Raw genomic sequence first — 25,278 nt, 5'->3', positions numbered from 1 at the left:
GGCGATCCGTCGAACTATCCAAAATAAAAACACCCCCAAACCGGCCTTAGGCAAAGCACTCATGGCGACGGGCTGTGGCCAGGTCTGCGGATAAGTGCCGCGAGGCGTAATGAGGGTGGGATGACAAAATTTGCGCAAAACATTTTAGATAACCGGCACTTAGCGGACAATCCAATAAAATTGCCATTTTCACCAAACTGGCCAAAAGGACAGGTTGAAACTCTTATCAATCCCATGAGCGGCTTAAACCTTGTTTGGCGACATCAAAAAGTCCAAACAAGAAAAGTTATGGCTTGGTAAGAAAAGGTAAGAAGCGCTCAAAGTCAGGCTAAAGACCTGAATTGAATGTGTTTTTATCATGCCGTCTCCACTCAAGGCCCAGGCCAAGCACCTGCGCGCCGCAACCATTGGAGACCACCATGAAACCAAAACACAGCCTGCTGGCCCTAGTGGCCGTCTTCGCCGCAGCGCTTCCGCTGGCGTCTCAAGCCGCCGCCGTCACCCGAACCGGCGCCATCAAGTTCACTGGCAAAGTCACTGCGCCCAGTTGCTCGGTAAACGGCAGTACGGCGATGGCGATTGCCGATATCAACGTCACTCTGAACGATGTTTCCATGGACAAGGTGCAAGCCTTGGCGAGCAAACCCAGCCATCCCAAAACGCACTCAATAACCATTACCTGCACGGGCGCTAAAAATTTGACCGTGTCCCTTAAGGCTCTAAACGGCACCAACACGGTCACAGGCCAAAACTCCATCCTGAAGAACACCGCCAGCAGCTCGGCGGCGGCTGGCGTTGGCATCGCACTGTATGAGAAGGGAACTGGAACAAGCTATAACCTTGTGTCTGGAAAACTGCTGGACAAGCCCACTCCAAGCGCAAGCGAAATCATAACGTTTGATGCCGCTTACGTTCAGGACCCGGCAGTTACCGCGATGACCGCCGGCCCCGTACAAGCCGACCTCCCCTTCGAACTGAGCTACGACTAAGACCAGCTAACAAAACCCCTGATCCTGCGTTGCGCCTCCTTGTCGTACTACCGTACTGCCTGCGTCGGCGCGTCTTGGCTCAGGCTCTCTGCGAGGTTTTGTTAGCGGTTCTAAGCCCTCGCCTCCTCCACCCACAGCGGCGGGTTTCCCGCCGTTGTCTATTTTCAGGGCCTCCATCATGAAAACCCTGCTGCAAGCCGCCGGCTTGGCGGCCTGGCTGGCCATGCCCCACGCCAACGCCGGCATCAGCCTCAACGGCACCCGCGTCATTTTCGACGGCGCGCATCCGGAAGCCGCCGTCACCGTGCGCAACCACGGCGCGGACATCCTGGTGCAATCCTGGCTGGAAGCGCTGGACGGCGACAAGGCCGAGCTGCCCTTCGCCATCACCCCGCCGCTGACGCGGCTGCCGGCCGGGCAGGAGCAATTGCTGCGCATCCTCTACGCCGGCGCCGGCGCGTCCGATCAACGGGAAACCGCCTTCTGGCTCAATGTGCAGGAAATCCCGCAGGCCGCCGGGCAAGGCAATGTGCTGCAACTGGCGGTGCGCCAGCGCGTCAAGGTGTTCTACCGCCCTCCGGGCCTGGACGGCGACGCGCTGCAAGCGCCGGAACGCCTGCGCTGGCGGCTGCGGCGCGAGCACGGCAACAGCTGGCTGCAAGCGGACAACCCCAGCCGCTACCACGTGACCGTGACCGGCCTGAGCCTGCTCTCCGACAGCAAGTCCAAGGAGATCGGCCGCGCCCGGATGCTGGCTCCCGGCGCCGGCGGACAATGGCCGCTGCCGGCCGATGCCGCCAACGACGCGCGGCTGCGCTACCACATCATCAACGACTTTGGCGCCAGCCAGGCTTTTGAAGCCCGGCTGCAAGGCTCTGCGCCCGTCCAGCCGCAGCGGCTGGAACCCTGAGCCAGCCGCCGGACCGCAAGGCGATGAGGAGCAAGCCGCTGACGCCCCATGCCCGCCGTCGCGCCGCGATCCCGCTGGCCTGCGCCTGCTGGCTGATCGCCTGCGCGCAGACGCAAGCGGCGAACGAGCCGGCCTTCAACACCCGTTTTCTGAAGCTGGACGGGCAAGCGGCGGATCTCAAGGCAGTGCTGAGCGCCGGCAACGACATCCTGCCCGGCAGCTATCGCGTGGACATCCTGCTCAACCATCAGCTGGCCGACCGCCGCGACATCCTGTTCCGCCAGCAGCCGGACGGCAAAGTGCGTCCCTGCCTGGACGCCGCGCTGCTGCGCAAGCTGGGCGTCAAACTGCCCGCGTCCAGCGCCGGCGAAGAGGCCTGCGTGGACCTGCCCCAACGCCTGGAGCACGCGCAAGTACGCTACGACTCCACCCGGCTGCAACTTGAGCTCAGCGTGCCGCAAGCCCATCTGCTGCGCCGCGCCGACGGCTATGTCGATCCTTCGCTATGGGACGCCGGCGTCAACGCCGCTTACGCCAATTACCAATTCAGCAGCCAATACAGCCGTGGCCAGCATGGCCGCGCCAGCCGCCAGCTGTATCTCGGCCTGCAAAACGGACTCAATCTGGGCGACTGGCGGCTGCGCAACGACGCCACCCTCAGCTGGAATACGGGCCAGGCGACAGAGATACGCAGCAATCGCACCCTGTTGCAACGCGACATCACCGCGCTGCGCAGCCAGCTGGCGCTGGGCGAGCAATACACCGACGCCGTCTTGTTCGACAGCGTGCGCATCCGCGGCGCGCAACTGAGTCAGGACGAGGCCATGCTGCCGGACAGCGAGCGCGGCTACCGCCCGGTGGTCCGTGGCCAGGCGCAAAGCCAGGCCACGGTGGAAGTGCGCCAGAACGGCTATGTGCTGCACCGCGCCGACGTGCCGCCCGGCCCGTTCGAATTCACCGACATCGCCCCCTCCGGCTCTAACGGCGAACTGGAAATCACGGTGACCGAAGCCGACGGCAGCCGCCGCGTCAGCCATCAAGCCTTCTCCAGCCTGCCGCTGATGCAAGCCCAAGGCCGCTGGAAATACCACGCCGCGCTGGGCCAGTACCAGGGCGGCGAAGCGGCCCGTCCCGCGCTGGCCGCCGGCGCGCTGGTTTACGGCCTCAGCGACGACGGCACCGTGGCCGCCGGCTTCCAGCTTTCACCGCGCTTCCAGGCCGTCAAGCTGGGCCTGGGCGCCAACACCCCGCTGGGCGCGCTGTCGCTGGACCTGAGCCAGTCCCTCAGCCGCGCCCAAGGCCGTCGCAACCAGGGGCAAAGCCTGCGCCTGCTGTACCACAAGACCCTGCCCCGGACCCAGACCCAGTTCACCCTGGCCGCTTACCGCTACTCCACCGCCGGCTACCGCAGCTTCAACGATCACGCGGCGGACCTGGCCCAGCGCGCCAACCAACACCGCGCGCGCGCCCGGATAGACCTAAGCGCCCAACAAACCCTGGGCCGGGAGGGCCGCCGCGGCAGCCTTTATCTCAGCCTAAGCCGGCAGAACGATTGGGGCCGGCCCGGCGCCAGCCACAGCTTCAACCTGGCTTACAGCCATCGCTGGAAACAGTTCCACTACCACCTCAGCCTCAGCCGGAGCCGCGACGGCCACGGCCAAGGCTCCAGCCAGATCATGCTGGGCTTCAGCCTGCCGCTGGACAGCGGGCGACACGCCCCGCAGCTCAGCGCCCAGCTTGGCCGCAATGCGCTGCACACCAGCCTCAGCGGCCAATTGGGCGAGGCCGACAGCTATACCGTCTCCGTGGGCCGCGACAGCCAGGGCGACGCCAGCCTGAGCGCCAGCGGCGTCCATCAGGGCGACGCCGCGCAGCTGAGCGCCGCTTACAGCACCGCGCGCAATCATCAATCCGCCAGCCTGGGCGCCAGCGGCGCCGTCGTCGTCCACGCCGGCGGCGTCAACCTCAGCCGCGCCGTCGGCGACACCTTCGCCCTGCTGCAAGTGGACGGCGCCACCGGCCTGAGCGGCAACGGCTACAGCGTGCGCGCCGACGCCCAGCCTTACCGCGCCAACAGCCTGAGCTTGGATAGCCGCCAGTTGGGCGCCGCGCTGGAGCTGGAAGACGGCGTCAAGCAAGTGGTGCCGCGCCGCGGCGCGGTAGTGAAGGCCGTGTTCAAGGCGCGCAGCGGCCGCCGCGTTCAATTCAGTCTGCGTCGCCGCGACGGCAGCGCTGTGCCCTTTGGCGCCAGCGTGGAAGACGCCGCCGGCCAGCCGCTGGGCATCGCGGACCCGCAAGGCCGGACGCTGCTCTTGCTCACGCAGCCGCAAGGCCTGCTGGCCGTGAAATGGAGCGACGGCGGCTGCAGCGCTCGCTATAAGCTGCCGCCCGCCAAGCCGGGGCGGCATTACCTGCGGCTGGAGCTGCCCTGCCTCTAAGAACCTGTTTACGATCTGCTGCGCGTCGGCGATACGGCGTTGAAACCGAACTCAAGTGCTCATGTACCACGAGTACATTCCGCTTTTTCGCTCGTTTTCGCCTTGTCTCGCTCTAGCTCGCAAGATCGTAAATAGGTTCTACGCGCCGCGCTTAAGCAAAGAAAAGGATACCCAGATGAACACACCTCCTAACCGCCTACCGTTGCTGGCCTGCCTTGCCTTGCTATTGGCGCTGGGCAGTTGCAGCCGTCCAAGCCATGCCGATTGCAGGGTGGTTTCGTCGACCATCGTCCAGGCTCTCCCCGATCCCTTGGTGATTCCATACCTGGCGCCCGCCGGACATCTGATCGCCAGGGAGGTGCTGCAAACCAAGATCACATGCGACAGAAACAATGCCAACGGCCAACGCAACTGGTACGCCTTTTTGTCCTATGGCAATACCGACAACGACAGCTCATCTATTAGCGGCGTCAGAAAAACCCAAACTTCCGGCATCGGCATTCGCTGGATAAACAACAATACCCACTCCGGAAAATCTCAGACCTTCAGCACCACAAGTCTGAACAATGGCCGCACCAATCTACGCGGCATGCCCTTGCAAGGCACCATCACCATTACCGACACTTTCGAACTGGTCACAACCGGCCCGGTGACATCTGGGCGGCTCAATCCGGAAAGCTATGCCGTCAACTACAAGAACAAGAAAGGCGGCGATCACGGACAGCCGCTCTACACCTACACCTTCAATCAGCCCGCCATCCGGGTGATCGGCTGCTCGTTCCGCAACGCCAGCCAGACCGTCCGCCTGCCCGACGTCAACACCCGCGACTTCGCCGGCGCCGGCCGCGCCGGCGATAAGCCGTTCAACATCGGCCTGGACTGCGCACCCGGCACCAGCGTCCGCGCCAAGCTGAGCGACGCCAACGCGCTCGGCGCCGCCGGCACGCTGCTGAGCATCGCCGGCGGGCCGGACAGCGCCCAGGGCATTGGGCTGGAGCTGCAACGCCAGGGCGAAACCGGCGTGTATCTACTGGGCACCGAATTCACCAGCCTGGCGGTCAGGCAACAGCACGCGCTGCCCATGGTGGTGCGCTACGCAGCCAGCGGCCCCGCCATCCGGCCCGGCCTGGTCAATGCCGAGGCCACCGTGGAGTTGAGCTTTGATTGAACCGCCAGTTAACGCGACAAGGCCGGGCATCACGCCCGGCCTGGAAACGCGACGCGGCGGCTTCAGTCCTTCAAACTTCAGCGGATACCGCGCCGGAACCCGCTCCTTGATGAAGTGCTTAGCGTCGCGGCCACGGTTTGGCCGGCGCGCCTAGCACCGGCTTGCCCAGTAGAGGGCTGGATAGCGCGTAAGCGCCGTTTTCGGTAAACGCCCAGATGATGTTGCGATCGTACTCGGTGTAAATCGCCAGCACGCCTTTACCAAGCGTGTATTCCGGCAGTTCGGTTTCATCGGCCAGCGCAGGAACGAAATAACCGGCAATGCTGGGCTTGGCGGGGTTTCTGACATCGAAAATCTGAACCCCGGCGTTATAAAACGAGTAAGGCAGCACACCCTGGCGCCAGGTATCGGGCTGGCCGATCGCATTCGCCCGCTTAGGTCCGAAATTGCCTCCGCGCTGGCAAAAGCTGGTGAACGCAGCGCCCGCGGGTACCACGGGCTGCGGCAGTTTTGTCGCCACCTTCATACGCGACGGATCACGCGCATCGACAACAAAGATATCCTTGTAGGGCTCGTAGCAATCCCGATTCATCGGATAGCCGCTGGTGAATACGAAGCCGGTGCGCGCGTACTGGCTGACATCGGCGTTGTCGAATTCCGTGCCGGCAAAGCTGGGCGGCGTATTGACGTTGCCTAGCACCTTGGGCTTGGCCGGGTTGGATAGATCAAACGCGTACAGGCCGAGGCCGCCCATCGCGCCGAAGCCGATCTTGCCGCCGTTTTCCAAGGGCTTGGGCAGGAAAAGGGGAATCCGCGCGCCCATCCACGAGGTGCGGTTGCCGGCGCGCGGGTTCATCAGATAGGCCTGTTCATCGGCCGGCTTGCCAAGAATCTGCCCCGGCACGGATATCTGGGAAATAAAGACCGGCTTCGCCGGATCAGACATGTCCCAAACCTGGTAGCCCGGCGAGTAGAGGTAGTTGGGGTACTCGGTCAAACCGTAGCTATCGTCGGGCGCGGCCGCCAATATCATGTACTTGCCGCCGTAGTACTCGGGCGCATCGAGCGAGCCGGAGCCCTGCTGCTGTCCGATAGGCGCATCGGGATGCGTGTAGTCGGTAGTGCGAGTGGCCAACAGCCGCCATTGGTGTGGCAACGGCCCATCCATGGCGAACACCTTGAAACCTTTCAGCGAGTTGTAGCGACGCTGCGCGGCCACCTTGTCGGCCTGCTCGCTCTTGTCCGTCATCAGACCGTAGCGGCCGATTTCGAAAGACGCGACCAGCACCGGTTTACCCAGCTTCTTGCTCCAGGCGATGGTGGCTCCGCCCAGGTAGTCCTGGACATTGTCCGCGTCGAACTTCTCGCTTGGACCTTTCGGCCCCCACACGCCGCCCCGAGAAAAGACGACCCGGCCTTTTGCGGGATCGGTCACGTCCATGATCCGCAGGTAATCTCGATCATGAATATAAAGGTAACGGCGTCCGTCGAAGTCGGCGATATTGTTCCAGGCATGGAAAGGCGAACCGACGCCGGGATAAAAAGCCAATACCTCCATATTCTTGGCGAAGCTCTTCTTGTCCCAGCTGGTCATCTCACCCGGAAACCGTTGCCCTTCATGCTGCTCTGGCGTGGCCTTCGGCCAGACGAATTGGCCGGTCGCGGGGTCCATCCCGTAGTCTACGCCCGGCTTGAGGGGCACAGGCCGGCGTTCCGGCGTCAGACGCAGCCAAGCGGCGACGTGAGGATCCTGCGCCTTGGGCGTGCCGGGCGTCGCTGGCGCGGCCAGGGGCGTCTGCGCCCCGGTCGGGCTTGCCAGCAATGACAGGGCGAACGCCGCCATAGCGCAGGGCAGGGTCAAACCATGATTTCGTGTCTTGTTCATTTTCTCTCTCCTTATGGTTGTGGGAGCCCGGCGCCGCCGAGCCTGAGACAAGAACTCGATCGCCATCAAAAGCCGTGGCGCAATCCAAGCTGCACGCCGCTGCTCGGCGCGGGATGACTGGAGAAGGTTACCGGGTAAGCAATCGCCGCCTGGCGTTTGGCGATGACTCGCGCGTAATTCAGGTAGGCGTCGGTACGCTTGGTGAAGCGATAGGCGTAGCCAACCACCATGCCGTCCGCGTCGGACAAATCGGCCTGCTCGGCATCCTTGCGGTGAACATGGCTGCCAAAAAGGCTGTTGCGCTCGTTCACCTGATAACGCACGCCGATCTGCCGGTCCCAACCTTTGCTCTGGAAGGCCGTGTACGGCGGATATGCGTAATACCCGTCATAGCGGTGGTAGATAAAGGTGGGCTCGAGGTCGCCAAAACGGTAGGTCAGCGCCAAATAGTGATCGCGCGCCGTCAGAATCGTCTTGGAACCAACGGCAAGGCTCTTGGTGTTGCTCAGATCACTGACCAAGCCGGCATAGAAAGGGCCATTGCGGTAATCAATGCCGGCGCTCAGGTAGCGGCCGTTGCGGCTGCCGTCTTCGGCCCCGGCGGCATACATGAAACGGCCCTGCACGCCTCCCATGCGCGGCGTGTCGTAGTTGATTGAATTGCTCTCGCGATAAGGCCCATAGAAGAACTGCATATTGTTGACCATGCTGTAATTGGCGGACCAGCTTGGGTCCGCATAACCGGCAACCCAGTACGACGGCGTATGCTGGCGGCCCAAAGTCAAGGAACCATAGGGGCCGGTCATGCCGATGAACGATTGCCGAGTCGCAGCGCCGTCGCCGGAACTGGCGTCAAATTGCACCTCATAAGCAAAAAACGCTTTCCAACCATTGCCCAGGGTTTCCGAAGCGCTGAACATCAGCCGGGAGGAGTTCAAGCCGCCGCTGGAAATCCGTTGGACGGCACCTTGCTCCGAAGAAACTCTTTCTATATTGAGATCGATCCAACCGGAAATGGTCAAACCATCGTCGGCGTATGCATACGCATCCGTCAGCAGCGCTCCAGCTGCAACAATTCCTCTTATCTCCATGGCGTCTCCTCTTTTTTGGATTTTATTTAACTGTTCGCTTGCGCCGCCGAATCAGTTCGCCGTTAAAACCTGTTTTCCTAGCGCTCCATTCTCACTCTCCTAAAATTAAGTGTTCCCCATAAAAACAAAGCAACCCTTTATTAACAGAATCACCTCTTCGCATCACGGCTTAATAAGAAGACATAAAACTTAACCGAGAAGCGCCGTCAATAAATACTCTGCCCACACGCTTACCCCAATGTCAATAACTTGCAAACTCGATAACAAGCTCATTTTTCATCTGCCTATTCTTTGCCATTCACCATTATTCAAAAGGGTTATACCGCAGCACAATAAAGTTATTGCAACACAGATCAAAAATACTAAAGTCATCTAAAGTCGATGTCACATTACCCGGTTGAGCATGCCTTAGCGTGATAACGCTATAACACCGCTTTCCTTATATTCGCTAGCTACCTCCTTGCTTTGGCAAGCGCAAAAAATCACCAATGGCATATAAAAATTCTCTGACTCCATTCCGCATTTACTTCAGCTTCTCAAGCTAGTATCCCTCTTGCCTATGCACTAAAACCGCCAGAACCAAGGTGATGGAAATACGCAACATGGCGAAAATAAACTTTTGCTCTCTAGCCGCCAAATTCGCACATTGGCGTTTTCATCTTCCCAGGCCACACACTCAAAACAACACAAGCTCTGCCTTGACGCTCCCGCCTTCCCCACTCAGGCTGCCATGCGCCGCGCCCAACAGCGCGGCCATGAGCCTGCCCACGCCCTCCGCGCGTGCCATGCAGGCATTCCTAAAGCAGATGTTTGTGGAGTTCATAATGAAGATATTTAATTTCAGCCGGCAGTCCCCCGCTCACGCCCTTCTCCGGGAGGACCGACCATGAACGCCAACACCGCCCCGGCCTTGCTGCAACTGCAAGACCTGCTGCAAGAACTGCGCGTCAACGCCCAGGGCCGGCCGGAACTGGAGGCCTTGTGCCAAAGCCTGGACCGCCGCTATCTGGAGGTGGACGAGGGCCTGACCCGCAGCGTGCTGCGCTTTCACTCCGCCACCCAGAGCTTGCAGGCGCTGATGTCCTTATTGCTGAGCTGTCCGGAAAACAAGACGCTGAACTGCGATCAGATCGTGGCCTTGCTGGAACCGGTGCGCCAGGAGCTGCAAGCCGGCCATAGGCTGATTTGCGAAGTGATGTAAACGCGACAACGCCGCGGCGAAAGCCGCGGCGTCGGTCAAACGCCCCGCATGGCCGGCAGGGAAGGCTCAAAGTCCGCGAAGCGGATGCTTAGAACGACAAGGTGCCGGACAGCAGGAAGGTGCGCGGCGCGCCCAGGCCGCCGGACAAGCCGCTGCCGTCGCCGCCGCTCCACGACCCCACCCAGTAGGCGCGGTTGGCGACGTTCTGCACCGCGGCGCGCAGGGTGATTTCCTTGGAGGCCAGCTTGGTGGTGTAGCGCGCGCCCAGGTCAAACGTGGTGTAGGACGGCAAGGACAGCTGGTTGTTGTCGCGGACGAAGCGCTCGCCCACGTACTGGACGTTGCCGGTGGCGGTCAGGCCCGGCAGGGCGGCGATGTCGTATTCCACGCCCAGCTTGGCCATCACCTTGGGCACGCCGGTGGCCTGCTTGCCCAGATGCGCCGGATCCAGCGCCTTGGTCAGCTCGGCCCTGGTGTAGGACGCGCCGCCCATCAGCCGCAGGCCGCGGCTGGGCTCGCCCCAGAAGCTCCATTCCAGGCCGCGGTTGCGCTGTTCGCCGTACACGCCGAAGACATTGCTGTCCGGACTGGTGTAAGCGCTGGGCCGGGCGATCTGGAACAGGCTCAGGCTGTGGGTGAGGCCGCCCCAGTCCAGCTTGGCGCCCAGCTCGTACTGCTCGGTCTGATACGGCTGCAGGCTTTCGCCGGCGTTCTTGGCCGTGTCCGGCGCCACGCCGCCCTGGTTCAGACCCTGGATGTAGTTGCCGTAAACCGAGAGCTGGTCCGATAGCTTGACCAGCAAGGCGGTGGCCGGGGACCAGCGGCTCTGGTCATAGTTGGCGGTTTGCGCGCCGGCGGCGTCGTAGTTGCTGCTCTGCACGTTCTGACGCCGCGTGCCCACCGTCCACTGCACCTTGCCGTCCATGAAGGAGAGGGTGTCCACCAGGGCGATGCTGCCCAGCTTGTCGTGCACGCTCCGGCCCATGAACCGGAACGCCGGCTTGGAACCGAAGGACGGCGCGTAGTAATTGGTGATGAAGGGGGCGCCCATTCCATCCCGGTAGCTGCGCTCCGAGGTGAAGCGCGTGGCCGCCAGCGACCACTTATGCTGAATCTTGCCGGTGTCGAAATGACCGCGCACGCCGGCCTCGCCGGATTTCTGAGTGCCCTCGTTCACCAGGCGGTAGACGCCCACGCTGAGATCGCCGGCGTTGTTGAGCAGGGTGTCGCGCGTGATCGTGGCGTCGAAATCCGCCTTGCGATGGCCATAAGCGCCGTACAGGGTCAGCGCGTCGCTCAGCTCGTACTCGCCGCGCAGCAAGGCCACCTGAGTGGTGTTGGTATTGGTGGCCCAATCCGGCGCCAGCTGGTAATCGCCCTTCTTGGGCGTGGGCAGCTGCGTCACGCCCGGGGCGATGGAGAAGATGCCGAAGTAGTTGATGCCGTCCATCTTCTCGCGCTGGTGGTAGAGATCCAGCGAAACGCGGGCGCGCTCTCCGCGCCAGTCCAGGCCCAGCGAGGCCAGGTTCATGCCCTGTTTCTGCTTGTCCACCGCGGTGTCGCCGTTGCGGTAAACGCCGTTGAAGCGCACGCCCCATTGCTGCCTGTCGCCAAAGCGCCGGCCCGCATCCACGTGCACGCCGGGCATATTGTCGGATTCATAAGTCGCGGTGACCGAGGTCAGCGGCGCATTGCCCGCGCGCTTGGGCACGATGTTGACGCTGCCGCCCAGACTGCCTTCCGGCGGCATGCCGTTGAGCAGGGTGGACGGCCCCTTCAGCACTTCCACCCGCGCCGCCATCTCGGTGGAGCCGCGCAGATTGGGCGCCATGCCGATCAGGCCGTTGAAGGTGATGTCGTTGGCGGAGGTGGAGAAACCGCGGATATTGAATTTCTCGAGGATGGTGCCCTTGCTGGCCACGTGGACCGAAGGGTCGGCGGCGCCGATCAGCGCGCCTATCTCGCGCGCCTGCTGGTTGGCCACATAGTCCTCGGTATAGCTGATGGTGCTGAACGGCGTGTCCATCACGTCCAGATTGCCCAGCACGCCCACCCGGCTATCGGTGGCCAGCTGGCCGCCGGCGTAGACGCGGCGGCCTTGCACCACCACCGGCTCCAGCCGTTCCGGCGCGCCGTTGCCGGCCTGGGCCTTGGCCGGCGCGGCGTCCGTGCCTTGCGCCAGCGCGGCAGGAGCCAAGGCCATGCCTCCAAAGCCCACCATCAGGGCCAGATGGGTGGCGGCGCGGAGCGTGTTCAGGGGGAAGGCGGATTGCGGCGCGAGTCGGCGTGTAGTTGATATCGGTGAGGCCGACCGTTTCTGACTCAACATCCAAGTTCCTTTCTACGTGAGGAGATTGTTTCACTTCACTATGTATTCCGAAGCAAAGTGCCAAACCCTCAAATAGAAATGAAAATCATTTTTGATAGCACATCGTCAAGTCAACTCGCGCCCGGCTTGCCGCTTGTTAAACGTCTCGCGAGCAAGAGCAAAAACCGTTGAGAAAGCGGAATGTGCAAGGGGTACGAACATTTCGAATCCGCTGCTCACCGCGCCGCGCCTCACGACGCGCAGCGGATCATGAACAACTGATTTCAAGAGCTACCTTGGTGAACATAGAGGCCACTGGTGGGTATCGCCTACGGCTCCTCCCACCCTACACAGGCTTGCTCGTCATCAGTAGGGTGGGAAGAGCGCAGCGATACCCACGCCGAAATCTCTTGAAGGGCCGGGACGCATCGGCTGCGCGGTTTTCCGTGTACCGCGCTGGATTTCAAAACACGGCAACAAAGATCGTAAACCGGCTCTCAGAACGTGTTTACGATCTCGCGAGCTAAGGCGAGACAAGGCGAAAACGGCTGAGAAAGCGGAATGTACACACGGTACATGAGCATTTCGAAGGCGTTTTCAACGCCGTATCGCCAACGCGCAGCAGATCGTAAACCGGCTCTCAGCCGCGGTAGCCCTTGATCACCTCATCCCCAATCCGGTTCAGGCAGCTCAGGCTGGCGGTGCACAGATACCAGGTTTCCGCGTCGGCGAAGATCACCTTGCCCTTGCGCCAGGCCTTGGTCTGCCGCAACAGCGGGTTGTCCAGGGTTTTGAGATTCAAGGCCGGGCGCCGCTCCATCACCGCGGTGCGGTCTATCACGTACAGAATGTCCGGGTCCGCCTGCTGGATGAATTCATTGGAGATGGGCTGGCCGTGCAGGCCGCTGCTGGTCTCATTGCTGGCCGGCTTCACTCCCAGGGTGTCGAAGATGTAGCCGTAACGCGAGCGCACGCCGTAGGAGGTGAAGGCCCCGTTGTTGTGCAGCACGATCAGCGCCTTCTCCGGCCGCCCCTCGGTCACCGCGCGCACCTGCTTGATCTTGGCGTCGATCTCGCCGGCTTTTTCACGCGCCAGCGCTTCCTTGCCCAGAATCCGGCCCAGGGTCAGCAAATGCTCCTTGGCCGTGTCCAGGGTATGGCCGGGGCGGTTGTTGAGGTCGATGTCGTAATGCAGCGTCGGCGCGATGCGGCTCAGCTCCGGATAACTTTGCGCCTGCAGCGGCGAGATCAGGATCAGGTCCGGCTTGAGCGCGTGCAGCCGCTCCAGATTGGGCTGGATGGTGGTGCCCACGTCCATCACCTTGGGGTCCTGCTCGTACTTCTTCAGGAAGCCGGCCACATAGTCCTTGGAGATGCCGGCCACCGGCGCGCCCAGCTGGTCCAGCGCGTCCAGCTCGCTCATGTCGAAGGCCACCACCCGCTCCGGCCGCTTGTTGATCTGCGTGGTGCCCAGCTCGTGCTTGACGGTGACCGGGGCGTAGGCGGCCTGGGCCGCCGGCGCGGCGGCGGCCGCTTCCGGCACGGTCTGTCGGGCGTCGCAACCCAGCAGACCGCCAGCCACGGCCAGCGCCAGCAGGGCCGCGCGCGCGCGCGGCTTCTTATCGATGCTCATACGGTTTCTCCAGAGGGTGAGGGGTTGAAGTAATTGCAGACGAAGCCGCGCTCGCTGGGCAGGATGTCCACGGCCAGGCCGTAGAGATCGCGCAGCCGCGCCTGGGTGACCACCTCGGCCACCGGGCCGCTGCCGTGCACGGCGCCCGCCTTCATCGCGACGATGTGGTCCGAGTAATTGGCGGCGAAGTTGATGTCGTGCACCACCAGGATCACGGTGCGGCCTTGCTCCTCGCTCAGCCGACGGATGGCCTGCATGATGTGCACCGCGTGCTTCATGTCCAGGTTGTTGAGCGGCTCGTCCAGCAGCAGGTAGTCGGATTGCTGGGCGATGCACATCGCCAGAAAGGCCATCTGCCGCTGGCCGCCGCTAAGCTCGTCCAGATAGCGGGCGCGCAGCGGCTGCAGGCCCAGAAAGGCCAGCGCCTCGTCCACAGCGCGGCGGTCGTCCCGGCTCAGCAGGCCCTGGCTGTAGGGGAAGCGGCCGAAGCCCACCAGCTCCTCCACCGTCAGCCGCAGGCCGATATTGGGGTGTTGGCGCAAGGTGGCCACGCGCTTGGCGTAGCCGCGCAGCGGAATCCGCTCTATCTCCTCGCCGTCCATCAGGATGCGTCCGGCGCTGGGCTTCAGCAGCCGGGCGATGGACATCAGCAGCGTGCTCTTGCCGGCCCCGTTGGGGCCGATCAGCGAGGTGACCTGCCGGGAGGGGAAGCTGAGATTGACGTCGCGCAGCACCTGTTTGTCGCCGTAGGCCTTGTAGACGCGCTCAAGCGTGATCATGCATGTCCTCTGCTGCGCACCATCAGCGCCAGGAAATAGGCGCCGCACACCAGGTTGACCAGGATGCTGACGGTGGTTTTGTAATTGAACAGCTGCTCCACCAACAATTGGGCAGCAATGAAGATGGCGATGGCGATGGCGCAAGCCAGCGGCAGCGTGACCCGGTGCCGGAAGGTGCGCGCCAGCGTGTAGCTGATGTTGGCGACGAAAACCCCCATGAAGGCGGTGGGCCCCACCAGGCTGGTGGACACCGCCACCAGCACCGCGATCAGCGCCAATTGCGCGCGCACATTGGCGGGGTAGTCCACGCCCAGGGAAACCGCTTGCTCGCGCCCCAGCAGCAACACGTCCAGCACCGCCAGCCGCCGGCTCACCAGCCAGGCCGCCGCCGCGGTCAGCAGCGCGGCGAACAACAGCGCGCCGGGCTGGACCCGGTTGAAGGAGGCGTAGCTGAAGCCCTGCAGGATGGCGAACTCGCCCGGGCTGGTCTTGAGCTGGATGAACTGGGTGAAGGTGCCCAGCACCATGGTCAGCACCAGGCCGGTCAGCAGCAGTAGGTAGAGATCCTTGCGCTCCTTGCGGAACAGCGCGCGGTGGATGGCCCAGGAATAGGCCAGCATCACCGCGATGGACAACAACGCGTTGCCGTAACGGCCCAGCAGCGCCAGGCTTTGCGCGCCCAGCGCCATGACCAGCAAGGACTGCAACAACAGATAGATCGCCTCGTAGCCCATGATGGCCGGGGTCAGGATGCGGTTGCCGGTCAGCGTCTGGAAGGTGAGCGCGGACACGGCGATGCAGACCCCGGCCACCACGATGGCGGCCAGGCGCAGCAGCCGGTTGGGTATCACGTAATCGAAATCCAGGCCGGAGCCCAACAGCAGGAACGCGAGCGCCAGCGCCGCCGCCAGCGCCCAGACGCCGCGGCGGATCAGGGCGTCCCTCATTTGTGCTTCCATAGAATCATCATCAGGAACAGGACGCCGCCCACGCTGCCCGCGGTCAGGCCGATGGGCACTTCGAACGGGTAGATCAGCAGGCGGCCGATGATGTCGCAAACCAACATCAACAAGGCGCCGCAGGCGGCGACGATGGGCAGCGTGCGCTGCAGGTTCTCGCCCCAGCGCAACGCCACCAGATTGGGAACCACCAGGCCGACAAAGGGAATCGCGCCCACGGTGATGACGGTGGCGGCCACCGTCACCGCCACCAGCACCAGGCCCAGCGCCGCGGTGGCCGCGTAGCTCAGGCCCAGGCTGGCGGCCATTTCCTCGCCCATGCCCAGCACGGTGAAGCGGTGGGCGTAGCAATAGGCCAGCGCGACGATGGGCAGGATCAGGTAGACGATCTCGTAATTGCCTTCGACGATCTTGGAAAAATCGCCCAGCAGCCAGCCCTGCATGCTTTGCAGGATGTTGTGGCGGTAGGCGTAGAACTCGGCCACGGCGCTGAGCACGCTGCCGTACATCAGCCCTATCACCGGCACCAGCACGGTGTTCTTGAACTGGATGCGGCGAATGATGGCGATGAAGACCAGGCTGGAGACAAAACAGAAGGCCAGCGCGAACAGCATCCGCCCCAGGTTGCCGGCCTCCGGCGCCAGGCTCAGCCCCACCAGGATGCCCAGCTTGGCCGCGTCCAGCCCGCCGGAGGTGGCCGGCTCCACAAAGCGGTTGCGCACGATCTGCTGCAGAATCACCCCGCACACCGCCAGCCCCACCCCCACCAGCAGCAGCGCCGCCAAGCGCGGCAGCCGGCTGGCGGTAAGGGTCAGCCAGCTGTCCTCGGACAGGGCCAGCGGCCCGGTCCAGGCCATCTGCTTGGCCCCCACCATCAGGGACAGGCCGCTGCAGGCCAAGAGCAGCAGCGGCAAGGCGAGTCGTTTCAAGACAGCGCCTCTACGGCCGCCGCCGCGGTGATGCGCCAGCCCTTGGCGCTTCTGCGCTGCTCCAGGAAGTGGGCGTAGAGGCCGGAGCGCGCGCTCAGCTCGGCATGACTGCCTTGCTCGCGCACCTTGCCGTCCTCCAGCACCACGATCTGGTCCGCCATCTCCACCGTGGACAGCTGATGGGCGATGACGATCAGGGTGCGCTTGCCGCGCAGCCGCGCCAGCGCCTGGGCGATGGCGGCCTGGTTCTCGGTGTCCAGCGCCGCGGTGGCCTCATCCACCAGCAGGATGGGCGCGTCCTTGATCAGCGCGCGCGCAATGGAAATGCGCTGGCGCTCGCCGCCGGACAGCCGCGCGCCGCCCTCGCCCACCGGGGTGTCCAGGCCCTGCGGCAGCCGTTCGATGATTTCCTCCACGCCGGCCAGCCTGGCCGCCGCCAGCACTTCGGCGTCGCTGGCGTCCGGCTTGCCGATGCGGATGTTGTCGCCGATGCTGCCCTGGAACAGATAAGCGTCCTGGAAGATCTGGCTGATCTGGCCGGCCAGCCGTTCGCTGGACAGATCGCGGACATCCACGCCGCCCACTTTCACCTCGCCCTGATCCACGTCGAAGAAGCGGGCGATCAGGCGCAGCACCGTGGTTTTGCCGGAGCCGGACGCGCCCACCAGCGCGGTCATGCTGCCCGGCTCTATGCGCAGGCTGAACTCGCTCAACACCTGCTCCTGTTCCGGCCCGTAGCGGAAGCCCGCCCGGTTCAGCTCCACCGAGCCGTCCGCCGGCGCGCCGGAGCGAGCCGGCTCCGCCATCGGCTCCACCTCGAACAGCTTGGCCACCGCCTGCAGCTGGCCGCGCGCACCGCGCAACACCTCGCTATAGCCGGCCACGTCCAGCAGCGGGTCGATGAAGCGGCTCATCAGCATCAGCGCCACCAGCGCCGGCACCACCGTGGCCGGGCTCAGGCCCAGGCCGGCGTGGTCGCTCAGCCACAGCGCGGCCACCAACAGCAGCGCGGCGAAGCTGGCCTGCACCGCCCAGACATTGAGCACCGAGGACAGCGCCGACAGCCGGATCAAGCGCCGGCCGGATTGCTGCTGCTGGGCGATGGCCTGCTCCAGAAAACGCGTGCCGCCGCTTTCGCCGTTGAAGGCGCGCAGCACCGATTGGGCCTGCGCGAACTCCACCATGCGCTGGCTGCTCTGGGCGGTGCTCTGCTGGTAGGCCTGGTCCGCGCGCTGGCTCAGCCGCGCGGTCAGCCAAAACACCAGCAGCAGGCAAGGCAGGCTGGCCAAGCCCACCCAACCCATCAGCGGGTTGACGGCGAACAGCGCGCCCAACACCACCACCGGCGTCACCGCGCCGACGAACAGCGGGGTGAACACATGGGCCGGCAACTGGGCCATTTCCATCATGCCCTGGGTGGCGATGTGGTTGAGCCGGGCGGTGTTGCCGGCGCTGAACCAGCCCACCGGCAGGCTGCCCACATGCTCGGCCAGCCGGTGGCGTCCGCCTTGCAGCACGGCGATGCCGACGGCGATGCCGGCTTTTTCCACCTTGCGCCGCAGGCCCCAGCACAGCGCCACGCCCAGCGCCTGCGCCGCCAGCCACACGCCGGCCTCGCGCGCCTCGCCGGCCAGCAGATGGCTGAGCACCGGCGCCAACATCACGATGGTCACGCCGCACAGCAGGCTGTAGATCAGCGCCAGCCACGCGTAGCGGCGCAATTTGACCGCGTCGTCCCCCAGCAGCCGAATAAAAGTCTTCAACATTGCGGCACCAATCCTTCCTGTTCTGCTTCTCCGGTCTTTCCGTAATGGCCCTGCGCCCACAGCCGCGCGTAGCAGCCGCCCTGCGCCAGCAGCTCCTGGTGGCGGCCGCGCTCGATCAGCCGGCCCTTGTCCACCACCAGGATCTGGTCCGCCTGCATCACCGTGTCCAGCCGGTGGGCGATCACCACCAGGGTGCGGCCGCGGGCGAAGGCGGACAGCGCCTGCTGCAGCTTGACCTCGTTTTCCGCGTCGGCCGCCGCCGTCGCCTCGTCCAGCACCAGCACCGGCGGGTTCAACAGCACCGCGCGGGCGATGCTCATGCGCTGGGCCTCGCCGCCGGAGAACTGCACATCCTCGCCGATCACCGAGTCGTAGCCGCGCGGCAGGCTGAGAATGCGCTCATGGATATTGGCGGTGCGCGCGGCGTCTTCGATCTCCGCCTGGCTGGCCGAAGGCCGGCCCAGCGCGATGTTGTCGCGCACGCTGGCGTGAATCAGCCTCACGTCCTGCAAGACAAAGCCGATGCGCCGATACAGCTCCGCGCTGTCCAGCTGCCGCAGATCCACGCCGCCCAGGGTGATGCGCCCGGCGCTGGGGTCGAAGAAGCGCAGCAGCAGCCGCGCCAGCGTGGACTTGCCGGCGCCGGAGGGGCCGACGATGGCGGTCACCGTGCCCGGGGCCAGCGTGAAATCGATGCCGGACAACACCGGCTCCTGCTCGGAATAGCCGTAGCTCAGCCCTTCCACGCGGATCTCGGCGTCGGCCGGCTGCGCCGCGCCGGCGGCGGTTTCCAGCACCGGGGTCTGCAACAGCGCGTGCACGCGCTGGGCCGCGCCGGTGGCGTGGTTCAGGTCATGGGTGATGTAGCTCAACATCAGCAGCGGCGAGCTCAGGCCCGGCGCCACCAGGGCGAAGGGCAGCACGTCCACCGGGGCGATCCAGCCCAGGCCCACCATCAGCGCGCCGAAAGCCAGCACCACGCCCAGCACCGACACCGGCGCGATGATGGCGTTGGCGTTGGCCATCGCGCTGACCAGCGGCCGGGTGAAATCGGTGAAAGCGCTGGCGAAGGCGTCTATCGCCGCGCGGTAGCTGCCGTGCGCCTTGTGCTGCGCGCCAAAAGCCTTGACCACCGGAATGCCGTTGACGAACTCCACCACCGCGTTGTTGATACGCCCCATGCCCGCGCCAAAGCTCTCCATATTGGCCGCGCTGGCCTTGTGCGCCCGCGTGAAGAACAGGAAGAACAGCGGAAAGGGTAGCAGCGAGGCGATGGCCATCCGCCAGTCCATCGCAAACAGATAGACGATGGACGCCAGCACCGCGCCCACGCTGCGCCCCAGCGTGGTGTAGAAGTGGGCGGTCAGGCTGTGCAGGGTGCCGATATCGTCGTGCATCGCCTGCTTGACCTCGCCCGAGGCGCGGCTGGTGAACCAGCCCAGCGGCACCCTGGCCAGCCGGCGGGTGATGGCCCGCCGCAGCAGGCCGGTGATGCGGTTGTCCGCCAGATGGGCCACCACGTCGCCGGCCAGGATCAGCGTCATGCCGGCGAACAGGCAAAGCAGGCTCAGGCCCACCACCCGCCACAAGGCGTCGCCACCCAGCGCGGCCGCGCCCTGGCCCAGCGCCAGCTGCGCGATATGGGCGACGCCGGCCAGCGGCGCCAGGCTCAGCATGGCCCCCAGGCCCGCCAGCAAGCCGGCGGCGATCAGCCGGCCGCGTATCGGCGCCAGCACGCGGGCGATAGGCCCGGCGGCCTCTCCCAAAACCTCTTCCTCAACACTCATGACAACTCCTCTACGACACGGATTAATGGATGTTGCTTGCACGCGCCCGGCCCCAGGCCGGCCTCCACGCTTCGGCGGCAGGCCTGCAGGCCCAGCGCGACGTATTTCTCCACCGACGACACCGACACCTGCAGCTCCGCGGCGATGTCGCCGTAGCTCATGCCGTTGAGCCGGGACAACAGCAGCGCCTGGCGCACCTTGAACGACTTGCCCATCAGCGCCAGATCCACCCCCTTGATCTCCTCCTTCAGCAGCGCGCGCGCCTCTTCAGACTGCGCGCGCGGCTCCGGCTGCTGGGCCTGGCTTTCCAGATAGCTGGCCTCCAGCCGGCGGCGGCGCAGCAGGTCTATCACCTTGCCCTTGGCGATTTGCGCCAGGTGGCAACGCGATTCGTCCGCCGGCGGAATCCGCCCTTTCTTGATCAGGTGCAGGTAGATGTCGTGGGCCAGGTCCGTCGCATCGTTCGGATTGCCCAACTTGCGCTGCAGCAAGCCGCACAGCCAGCCGTGGTGATCCAGGTACAAGCTCTGCAATTGCGACTGAAAAGTGATCGGGCCATTGTCCACGCCCCTCTCCTTTTCACTTGTATTTGCAAATGATAATCATTTTTATTATTATCACCGACATTGTCAATACGTCATACATGACGCGATCACACAATGTCCTTTGCATGAGTTATGCCGAAAAGCCAGTTTACGGCCGCCGGACATGACGCATAAGCGGCATTGGCGTCGATTGACCCATGACTCAAGCGGCCGGAATTCAACGCGCCGTCCATGCCGTAGACATCTCATCGCAAGCACCAGCCGCACACATTCCCAGGGCCGTCATCCCCCCGACGACGCGCCCTGTTGGCCGGCGACCGTCAAACGCGCTCCGCCGCCCGCAACGATTATTGGCCGTTGAATTCCAGAAGGAGACTACCCTTGTCGCACCCCCACCCCGACATCCCGTCGCAGCGCCTGTCCCTGAGCCTTCACGAAGAACAATGCTGGCTATTGCAGCAGCAGCACCCGGAACGCCTGAGCCGCCATGTCGACGCCTGGCGCTTGGACGAACAGACGGACCTGGCGCTGCTGACCCTGGCGCTGCAACGGCTGATCCAGGCCCGGCCGGACCTGAACGCCCGCTACCAGTTCAGCGACGACGGCGATCTGTGCAAATCCCATGTGGACGGCTGGCACCCTTGCATCGCCTTCCCCCGTATTAAGGAAGCCGAACTGGCCGAGCGCCTGCTCGCGCTGCGCGCGGCGCCTTGGGACGCTGCGACGCAGCCGCCGTTCCAGGCCCACATCATCCACACCGAGCGCAGCGCGGTGCTGGCGCTGAGCCTGCACCCCATCCTGGAGCCCGCCCAGCCGTTCCAGGCTTTGACGGACGCGCTGGCCCAGGGCTATCAGCAACTGGAGCCCGCGCGCCGCCCGCTGGCGCTGACGCCGTTGCAGGCCGGCGACGCCGGCCACCGCCCGCCGGCGGCCGCCCAGCCCGCAGCAGACGGCGTGGACGCGGTCGCCGCCGTCATCCTGGCCGAACTGCGCGCCGTGCTGGCCGAACCCGACATGCGGCCGGACGACAACTTCTTCGATTTCGGCGGCCACTCGCTGCTGGCCACCCGCATCATCGGCACCCTGCAAAGCAAGCACGGCATCCAGATCCGCTTCAACGACTTCTTCGAAGCCCCCAGCGCCGCCGCGCTGGCCGCGCGCGCCACCGTCAGCGAACAGCGCCGCCAGGCCGCGCCAGCCGGCGAAGTAAGCCAAGCCCCGCTGGCGCTGGCGCAAGCCTCGCTGTGGCGCGCCTACGCCGCCTACGATTTCGGCACCATCTTCAACCTGCCCTTCGCGCTGGACTTCCTGGACCCGGTGGACGAAAACCTGTTCCGCCTGGCCTTCACGGACTTGCTGGAACGCCACGCCAGCCTGCGCACCACCTTCCATCAAGAAGACGGCGTCGCGCTGCAGCGCATCGCGCCGCTGGCGGAAACCGGCGGCTACAAATGGTTCTGGAGCAGCGCGGAGAGCGAGGGGCTGACGCTGGCGGACGAAGCCGCCCACCGCTTCGACCTGAGCCGCGAACTGCCGCTGCGGATACGCTTCCTGCGCCACCCGGCCACCGGCCGCCAGACCCTGTCCTTCCTGGTCCACCACATGGCCATAGACGAATGGTCGCTGAACGTGATGATGGAAGAACTGGCGCAGGCCTATCGCGCCCGCGCCGCCGGCAAGGCGCCGCAGTGGGCCTCCCCGGCGCCCTCCTTCCACGCCTTCGCGCTGGAACAGCAGAACCAGGGCGTCAACCCGCGCCACATGCACTACTGGACCACCCTGCTGCGCGGCGCCACGCCGGGCCTGCGCCTGCCGGACCCGGCCGCGCCCGCCGCCGCGCCGGCCCAGGCCGCCGGCTTCAAGGCCAAATGGCTGGAGTTCAAGCCCGAACCGGGCACGCAGGAAGCGATCACCGCCTTCGCCAAACGTCACGACTCCTCGCTGTTCAGCGTGGTCTACACCGCCATCGCGCTGGCCCTGCATAAGCTGGGCGATCTGCCGGAAATCGTGATCGGCACCTCGTCCTCCGGCCGCACCGACGCGGCCTACTTCGACACCGTCGGCTACTTCACCACCATGGTGGCGCACCGGGTGCGCTTCGACCGCCGGCAGTCGCTGGGCAGCCTGCTCAAGGACGTGACCCTGACCATCAACGACTCCATGGCCTACGCCGACATTCCGCTGGAGCTGGTGCAAAACGCGCTGGGCATGACGCCGGCGGACGGCCTGCTGTTCGACGTCTACATCCAGGTCCACGCCAACAACGCGCTCAACGGCGCGCTGCCGGCCCCGGACGGCGGCGAGATCCGCTACCGCCAGATCGACCCGGACAAGAGCGAATCCATGTTCGGCCTGCAGTTCGAGATCATGGAAGACGCGCACGACGGCTCGCTGCGCCTGGTGATCACCTACCGCGCGGAGCGCTACTCCGCCGCCCAGCTAGAGGCCATCTGCGCCACGCTGCACCGCTTGTTCGCGCTCTTGAGCGCGGGCGACGCCAGCGAGCGTAAGCTGGAGGAACTGCTGGACTAAGCCGCCGCTCACGGTCCGCCGCGCGCCGGCGCTACGGCGCGCAAAGCCCGACGCCCCCGCCCTCAAACGAGAGCGGGGGCGTCGACTCCATTCAGCCTCAGGGCCTGCTGACGATCTACTTCACCCAAGCTTGACCCCAGGCACTCGAACATCCGCGTGGGTATCGCTGCGCTCCACCCACCCTACAGCGACAGGCAACCCGTCGTAGGGCGGGTGGAGCCGCAGGCGATACCCACCAACAAACCTTGAAAACGGTTCGCGATCTATCCCAGACCTCCGCGTGGGCATCGCTGCGCTCCACCCACCCTACAGCGACAAGCAACCGTCGTAGGGTGGGTGGAGCCCGCAGGCGATACCCACCAACAGACCTTGGCAGCGGCTCGCAATCTACTCCAGACCTCCGCATGGGCATCGCTGCGCCCGCCCTACCGCGACAAGCAACCGTCGTAGGGTGGGTGGAGCCCGCAGGCGATACCCACCAACAAACCTTGGAAACGGTTCGCGATCTATCCCAGACCTCCGCGTGGGCATCGCCCCGCCCTCCCTAGCGCAACGAGCAACCCGTCGTAGGGTGGGTGGAGCCGCAGGCGATACCCACCAACAAACCTTGGCAGCGGCTCGCAATCTACTCCAGACCTCCGCATGGGCATCACTGCGCCCGCCCTACCGCGACAAGCAACCCGTCGTAGGGTGGGTGAAGCCGCAGGCGATACCCACCAACAGACCTTGGCAGCGGCTCGCAATCTACTCCAGACCTCCGCGTGGGTATCGCTGCGCCCGCCCTACCGCGACAAGCAACCCGTCGTAGGGTGGGTGGAGCCCGCAGGCGATACCCACCAACAAACCTTGAAAACGGTTCGCGATCTATCCCAGACCTCCGCGTGGACATCGCTACGCCCTCCCTAGCGCAACGAGCAACCCGTCGTAGGGTGGGTGAAGCCGCAGGCGATACCCACCAGCCTGTTTAGAACCTACCCCTGCGGCAGCCCATAATGCTGGAACGCCGAACGCTGCGGCAGCCGATAACGCGGCTGGCCCAGCAACTGATTGATGATGGCCGCGTTGCGGATCGGGCCTATGCCCAGGTCCGGCGAGCCCACCCCGTGCTGGAAGATCTCCGCGTTCTGCACAAACACCCGGCCCGGCCCCTGCTCGCGGCGGCGCGCGGTGAAATCCTCCTCCACGATGCAATCGCCCTGCGTGTCCACCTCCAGCACCGTCTCCTTCAGCCGCTCAAACCACTGCGGCCAGGCGTGGGCGTAGCCGGTGGCGGCGACGATGGCGTCCGTCTCCAGCTGGCAACGCTGGCCCAGCTGCCGGTGATGGCAAGTCATGCGCAGCGCGCCGTCCGCGCCCAGCTCCTCCAGCGCTTCCACATCGCAATTGGAATACAGCTTCAGGCCCGGATCGCGGCCGCCTATCGAGCGCTCGTAGAGCAGGTCGAAGATATCGCCGATGGTGGAGAAGCTGATGCCCTTGTACAGCAGGCCCTGGCCGGCCACCACCTCGCGGCGCTTCTCGCGCGGGATGCTGTGGAAGTACTGCATATAGGCCGGGGTGAAGCACTCCTGCCCCAGCTTGGAAAACTCCATCGGGTGGAAGCCCGGCGCGCGGGTGATCCACTGGATGGACGCCCCGGCCGCCACCTGCTCCGGGCTCAGCTCGCGGAACAACGCCAGCACGCACTCCGCCGCGCTCTGGCCGGAACCGATCACAGTGACGCGCCGGCACTGCGACAAAGCCTGCTGATTGGGAATGAACTGGGCGGAATGGATCACCCGCGGGTGACGGCTGGCGCGCGCCCACGCCGGCAGCCACGGCGAAGTGCCGACGCCCACCACCAGATCGCGGCCGGCATAGCGGCGCATCCCGCCCGACGCCGACTCGCTGTCCACCACGAAACGCCCCGTGCCCGCGTCGTAAGCCACGTCCCGCACCTCCTCGCCAAAGCGGCAGGCCGGCAACTGCTGCGCGGCCCAGCGGCAGTAATCGTCGTATTCGATGCGCGGCACCAGGGTGTTGTCGTAGTAATAGAACTGGTAAAGGCGGTCATGCTGGTGCAGATAATTCAGATAACTGAGCGGATGCGTCGGGTCCGCCAACGTGACCAGATCGGCCAGGAACGGCACTTGCAACGTGGTGCCCGGCAACAACAAGCCCTCATGCCAACGGAACGCCGGCTTGCGCTCCAGAAACACCCCTTTGATGTCCGAGTGACGCGACAACAAGGCCGCCAAGCCCAGATTGAACGGCCCGATGCCGACGCCGGCAACATCTACGTTCGCCATTTCCATATGCGAAAAACTCCCAAGGTTCTATCGGTTGTCCCCGAGACGGAGAGGCCGCCCCGGGGTGAGT

The 25,278-nt window shown here is 64.6% G+C and carries 17 protein-coding genes; 6 read left to right on the top strand and 11 right to left on the bottom strand.

From position 1 onward, the window contains the following. Positions 1-419 precede the first annotated feature (419 nt). From JW897_RS20300 to JW897_RS20285, 4 genes are all read left to right on the top strand, one after another. Positions 420-989, top strand: a complete 570-nt coding sequence (locus tag JW897_RS20300; RefSeq protein ID WP_205467423.1) for a fimbrial protein — start codon at positions 420-422, stop codon at positions 987-989. 178 nt (positions 990-1,167) lie between these two features. After that, positions 1,168-1,899 (top strand): fimbrial biogenesis chaperone, encoded by a 732-nt coding sequence (locus JW897_RS20295; RefSeq protein WP_205467422.1) that lies wholly within the window; start codon positions 1,168-1,170, stop codon positions 1,897-1,899. Between the two features lie 23 nt (positions 1,900-1,922). After that, positions 1,923-4,337, top strand: a complete 2,415-nt coding sequence (locus JW897_RS20290) for a fimbria/pilus outer membrane usher protein (RefSeq protein WP_205467421.1) — start codon at positions 1,923-1,925, stop codon at positions 4,335-4,337. 175 nt (positions 4,338-4,512) lie between these two features. Beyond that, positions 4,513-5,505: a fimbrial protein gene (locus JW897_RS20285; RefSeq protein ID WP_205467420.1), complete on the top strand. Its 993-nt coding sequence runs from the start codon at positions 4,513-4,515 to the stop codon at positions 5,503-5,505. Between the two features lie 118 nt (positions 5,506-5,623). On the opposite strand, the gene JW897_RS20280 is transcribed toward JW897_RS20285, so the two are convergent. Continuing rightward, positions 5,624-7,390 carry an LVIVD repeat-containing protein gene (locus tag JW897_RS20280; protein WP_048415178.1) on the bottom strand — a complete coding sequence of 589 codons (1,767 nt, stop codon included), beginning with the start codon at positions 7,388-7,390 and terminating at the stop codon, positions 5,624-5,626. Between the two features lie 65 nt (positions 7,391-7,455). Beyond that, on the bottom strand, positions 7,456-8,481 hold the full coding sequence (locus JW897_RS20275) for a porin (protein ID WP_048415177.1): 1,026 nt from the start codon (positions 8,479-8,481) through the stop codon (positions 7,456-7,458). An 886-nt stretch (positions 8,482-9,367) separates the two neighbouring features. Between JW897_RS20275 and JW897_RS20270 the strand changes: the two genes are divergently transcribed. Next, a complete protein-coding gene (locus tag JW897_RS20270; protein ID WP_205467419.1) occupies positions 9,368-9,682 on the top strand; it encodes a hypothetical protein in 315 nt (104 codons plus the stop codon). Between the two features lie 88 nt (positions 9,683-9,770). Here JW897_RS20270 and JW897_RS20265 read toward each other — a convergent pair whose 3' ends face one another. The 8 genes from JW897_RS20265 to JW897_RS20230 all read right to left on the bottom strand — a co-directional run bounded on the left by JW897_RS20265 (position 9,771) and on the right by JW897_RS20230 (position 20,409). Next, positions 9,771-11,885, bottom strand: coding sequence for a TonB-dependent receptor (locus JW897_RS20265; RefSeq protein WP_205467418.1), 2,115 nt, complete (start codon positions 11,883-11,885; stop codon positions 9,771-9,773). Between the two features lie 745 nt (positions 11,886-12,630). Beyond that, positions 12,631-13,623 carry a siderophore ABC transporter substrate-binding protein gene (locus JW897_RS20260; RefSeq protein ID WP_205467417.1) on the bottom strand — a complete coding sequence of 331 codons (993 nt, stop codon included), beginning with the start codon at positions 13,621-13,623 and terminating at the stop codon, positions 12,631-12,633. Further along, positions 13,620-14,402 (bottom strand): iron ABC transporter ATP-binding protein, encoded by a 783-nt coding sequence (locus JW897_RS20255; protein WP_205467416.1) that lies wholly within the window; start codon positions 14,400-14,402, stop codon positions 13,620-13,622. The genes JW897_RS20260 and JW897_RS20255 overlap by 4 nt, the downstream gene beginning before the upstream one ends. Then, positions 14,399-15,349 carry an iron chelate uptake ABC transporter family permease subunit gene (locus JW897_RS20250; protein ID WP_205467415.1) on the bottom strand — a complete coding sequence of 317 codons (951 nt, stop codon included), beginning with the start codon at positions 15,347-15,349 and terminating at the stop codon, positions 14,399-14,401. The genes JW897_RS20255 and JW897_RS20250 overlap by 4 nt, the downstream gene beginning before the upstream one ends. Then, entirely contained in the window at positions 15,346-16,290 is a 945-nt protein-coding gene (locus JW897_RS20245; RefSeq protein WP_275899888.1) for an ABC transporter permease, read from the bottom strand. Before JW897_RS20245 ends, JW897_RS20250 begins: the two co-directional genes overlap by 4 nt. Next, positions 16,287-18,056 carry an ABC transporter ATP-binding protein gene (locus JW897_RS20240; protein WP_205467414.1) on the bottom strand — a complete coding sequence of 590 codons (1,770 nt, stop codon included), beginning with the start codon at positions 18,054-18,056 and terminating at the stop codon, positions 16,287-16,289. The genes JW897_RS20245 and JW897_RS20240 overlap by 4 nt, the downstream gene beginning before the upstream one ends. Continuing rightward, positions 18,050-19,843: an ABC transporter ATP-binding protein gene (locus tag JW897_RS20235; protein ID WP_205467413.1), complete on the bottom strand. Its 1,794-nt coding sequence runs from the start codon at positions 19,841-19,843 to the stop codon at positions 18,050-18,052. Before JW897_RS20235 ends, JW897_RS20240 begins: the two co-directional genes overlap by 7 nt. Next, positions 19,840-20,409, bottom strand: coding sequence for a sigma-70 family RNA polymerase sigma factor (locus JW897_RS20230; RefSeq protein ID WP_048415170.1), 570 nt, complete (start codon positions 20,407-20,409; stop codon positions 19,840-19,842). Before JW897_RS20230 ends, JW897_RS20235 begins: the two co-directional genes overlap by 4 nt. A 360-nt stretch (positions 20,410-20,769) precedes the next feature. Here JW897_RS20230 and JW897_RS20225 point away from each other — a divergent pair, with 360 nt between their 5' ends. After that, the gene (locus JW897_RS20225) at positions 20,770-22,920 is read left to right on the top strand and encodes a condensation domain-containing protein (protein ID WP_205467412.1); all 2,151 of its coding nucleotides are present in this window, start codon (positions 20,770-20,772) and stop codon (positions 22,918-22,920) included. A 971-nt stretch (positions 22,921-23,891) separates the two neighbouring features. On the opposite strand, the gene basC is transcribed toward JW897_RS20225, so the two are convergent. Beyond that, entirely contained in the window at positions 23,892-25,208 is a 1,317-nt protein-coding gene (gene basC / locus JW897_RS20220) for a putative histamine N-monooxygenase (protein WP_240352310.1), read from the bottom strand. Between the last annotated feature and the right edge of the window lie 70 nt (positions 25,209-25,278).

The sequence above is a fragment of the Chromobacterium alkanivorans genome (assembly GCF_016937655.1).
Taxonomy (GTDB): domain Bacteria; phylum Pseudomonadota; class Gammaproteobacteria; order Burkholderiales; family Chromobacteriaceae; genus Chromobacterium; species Chromobacterium alkanivorans.
This window is presented reverse-complemented; position numbering and strand designations above follow the sequence as displayed.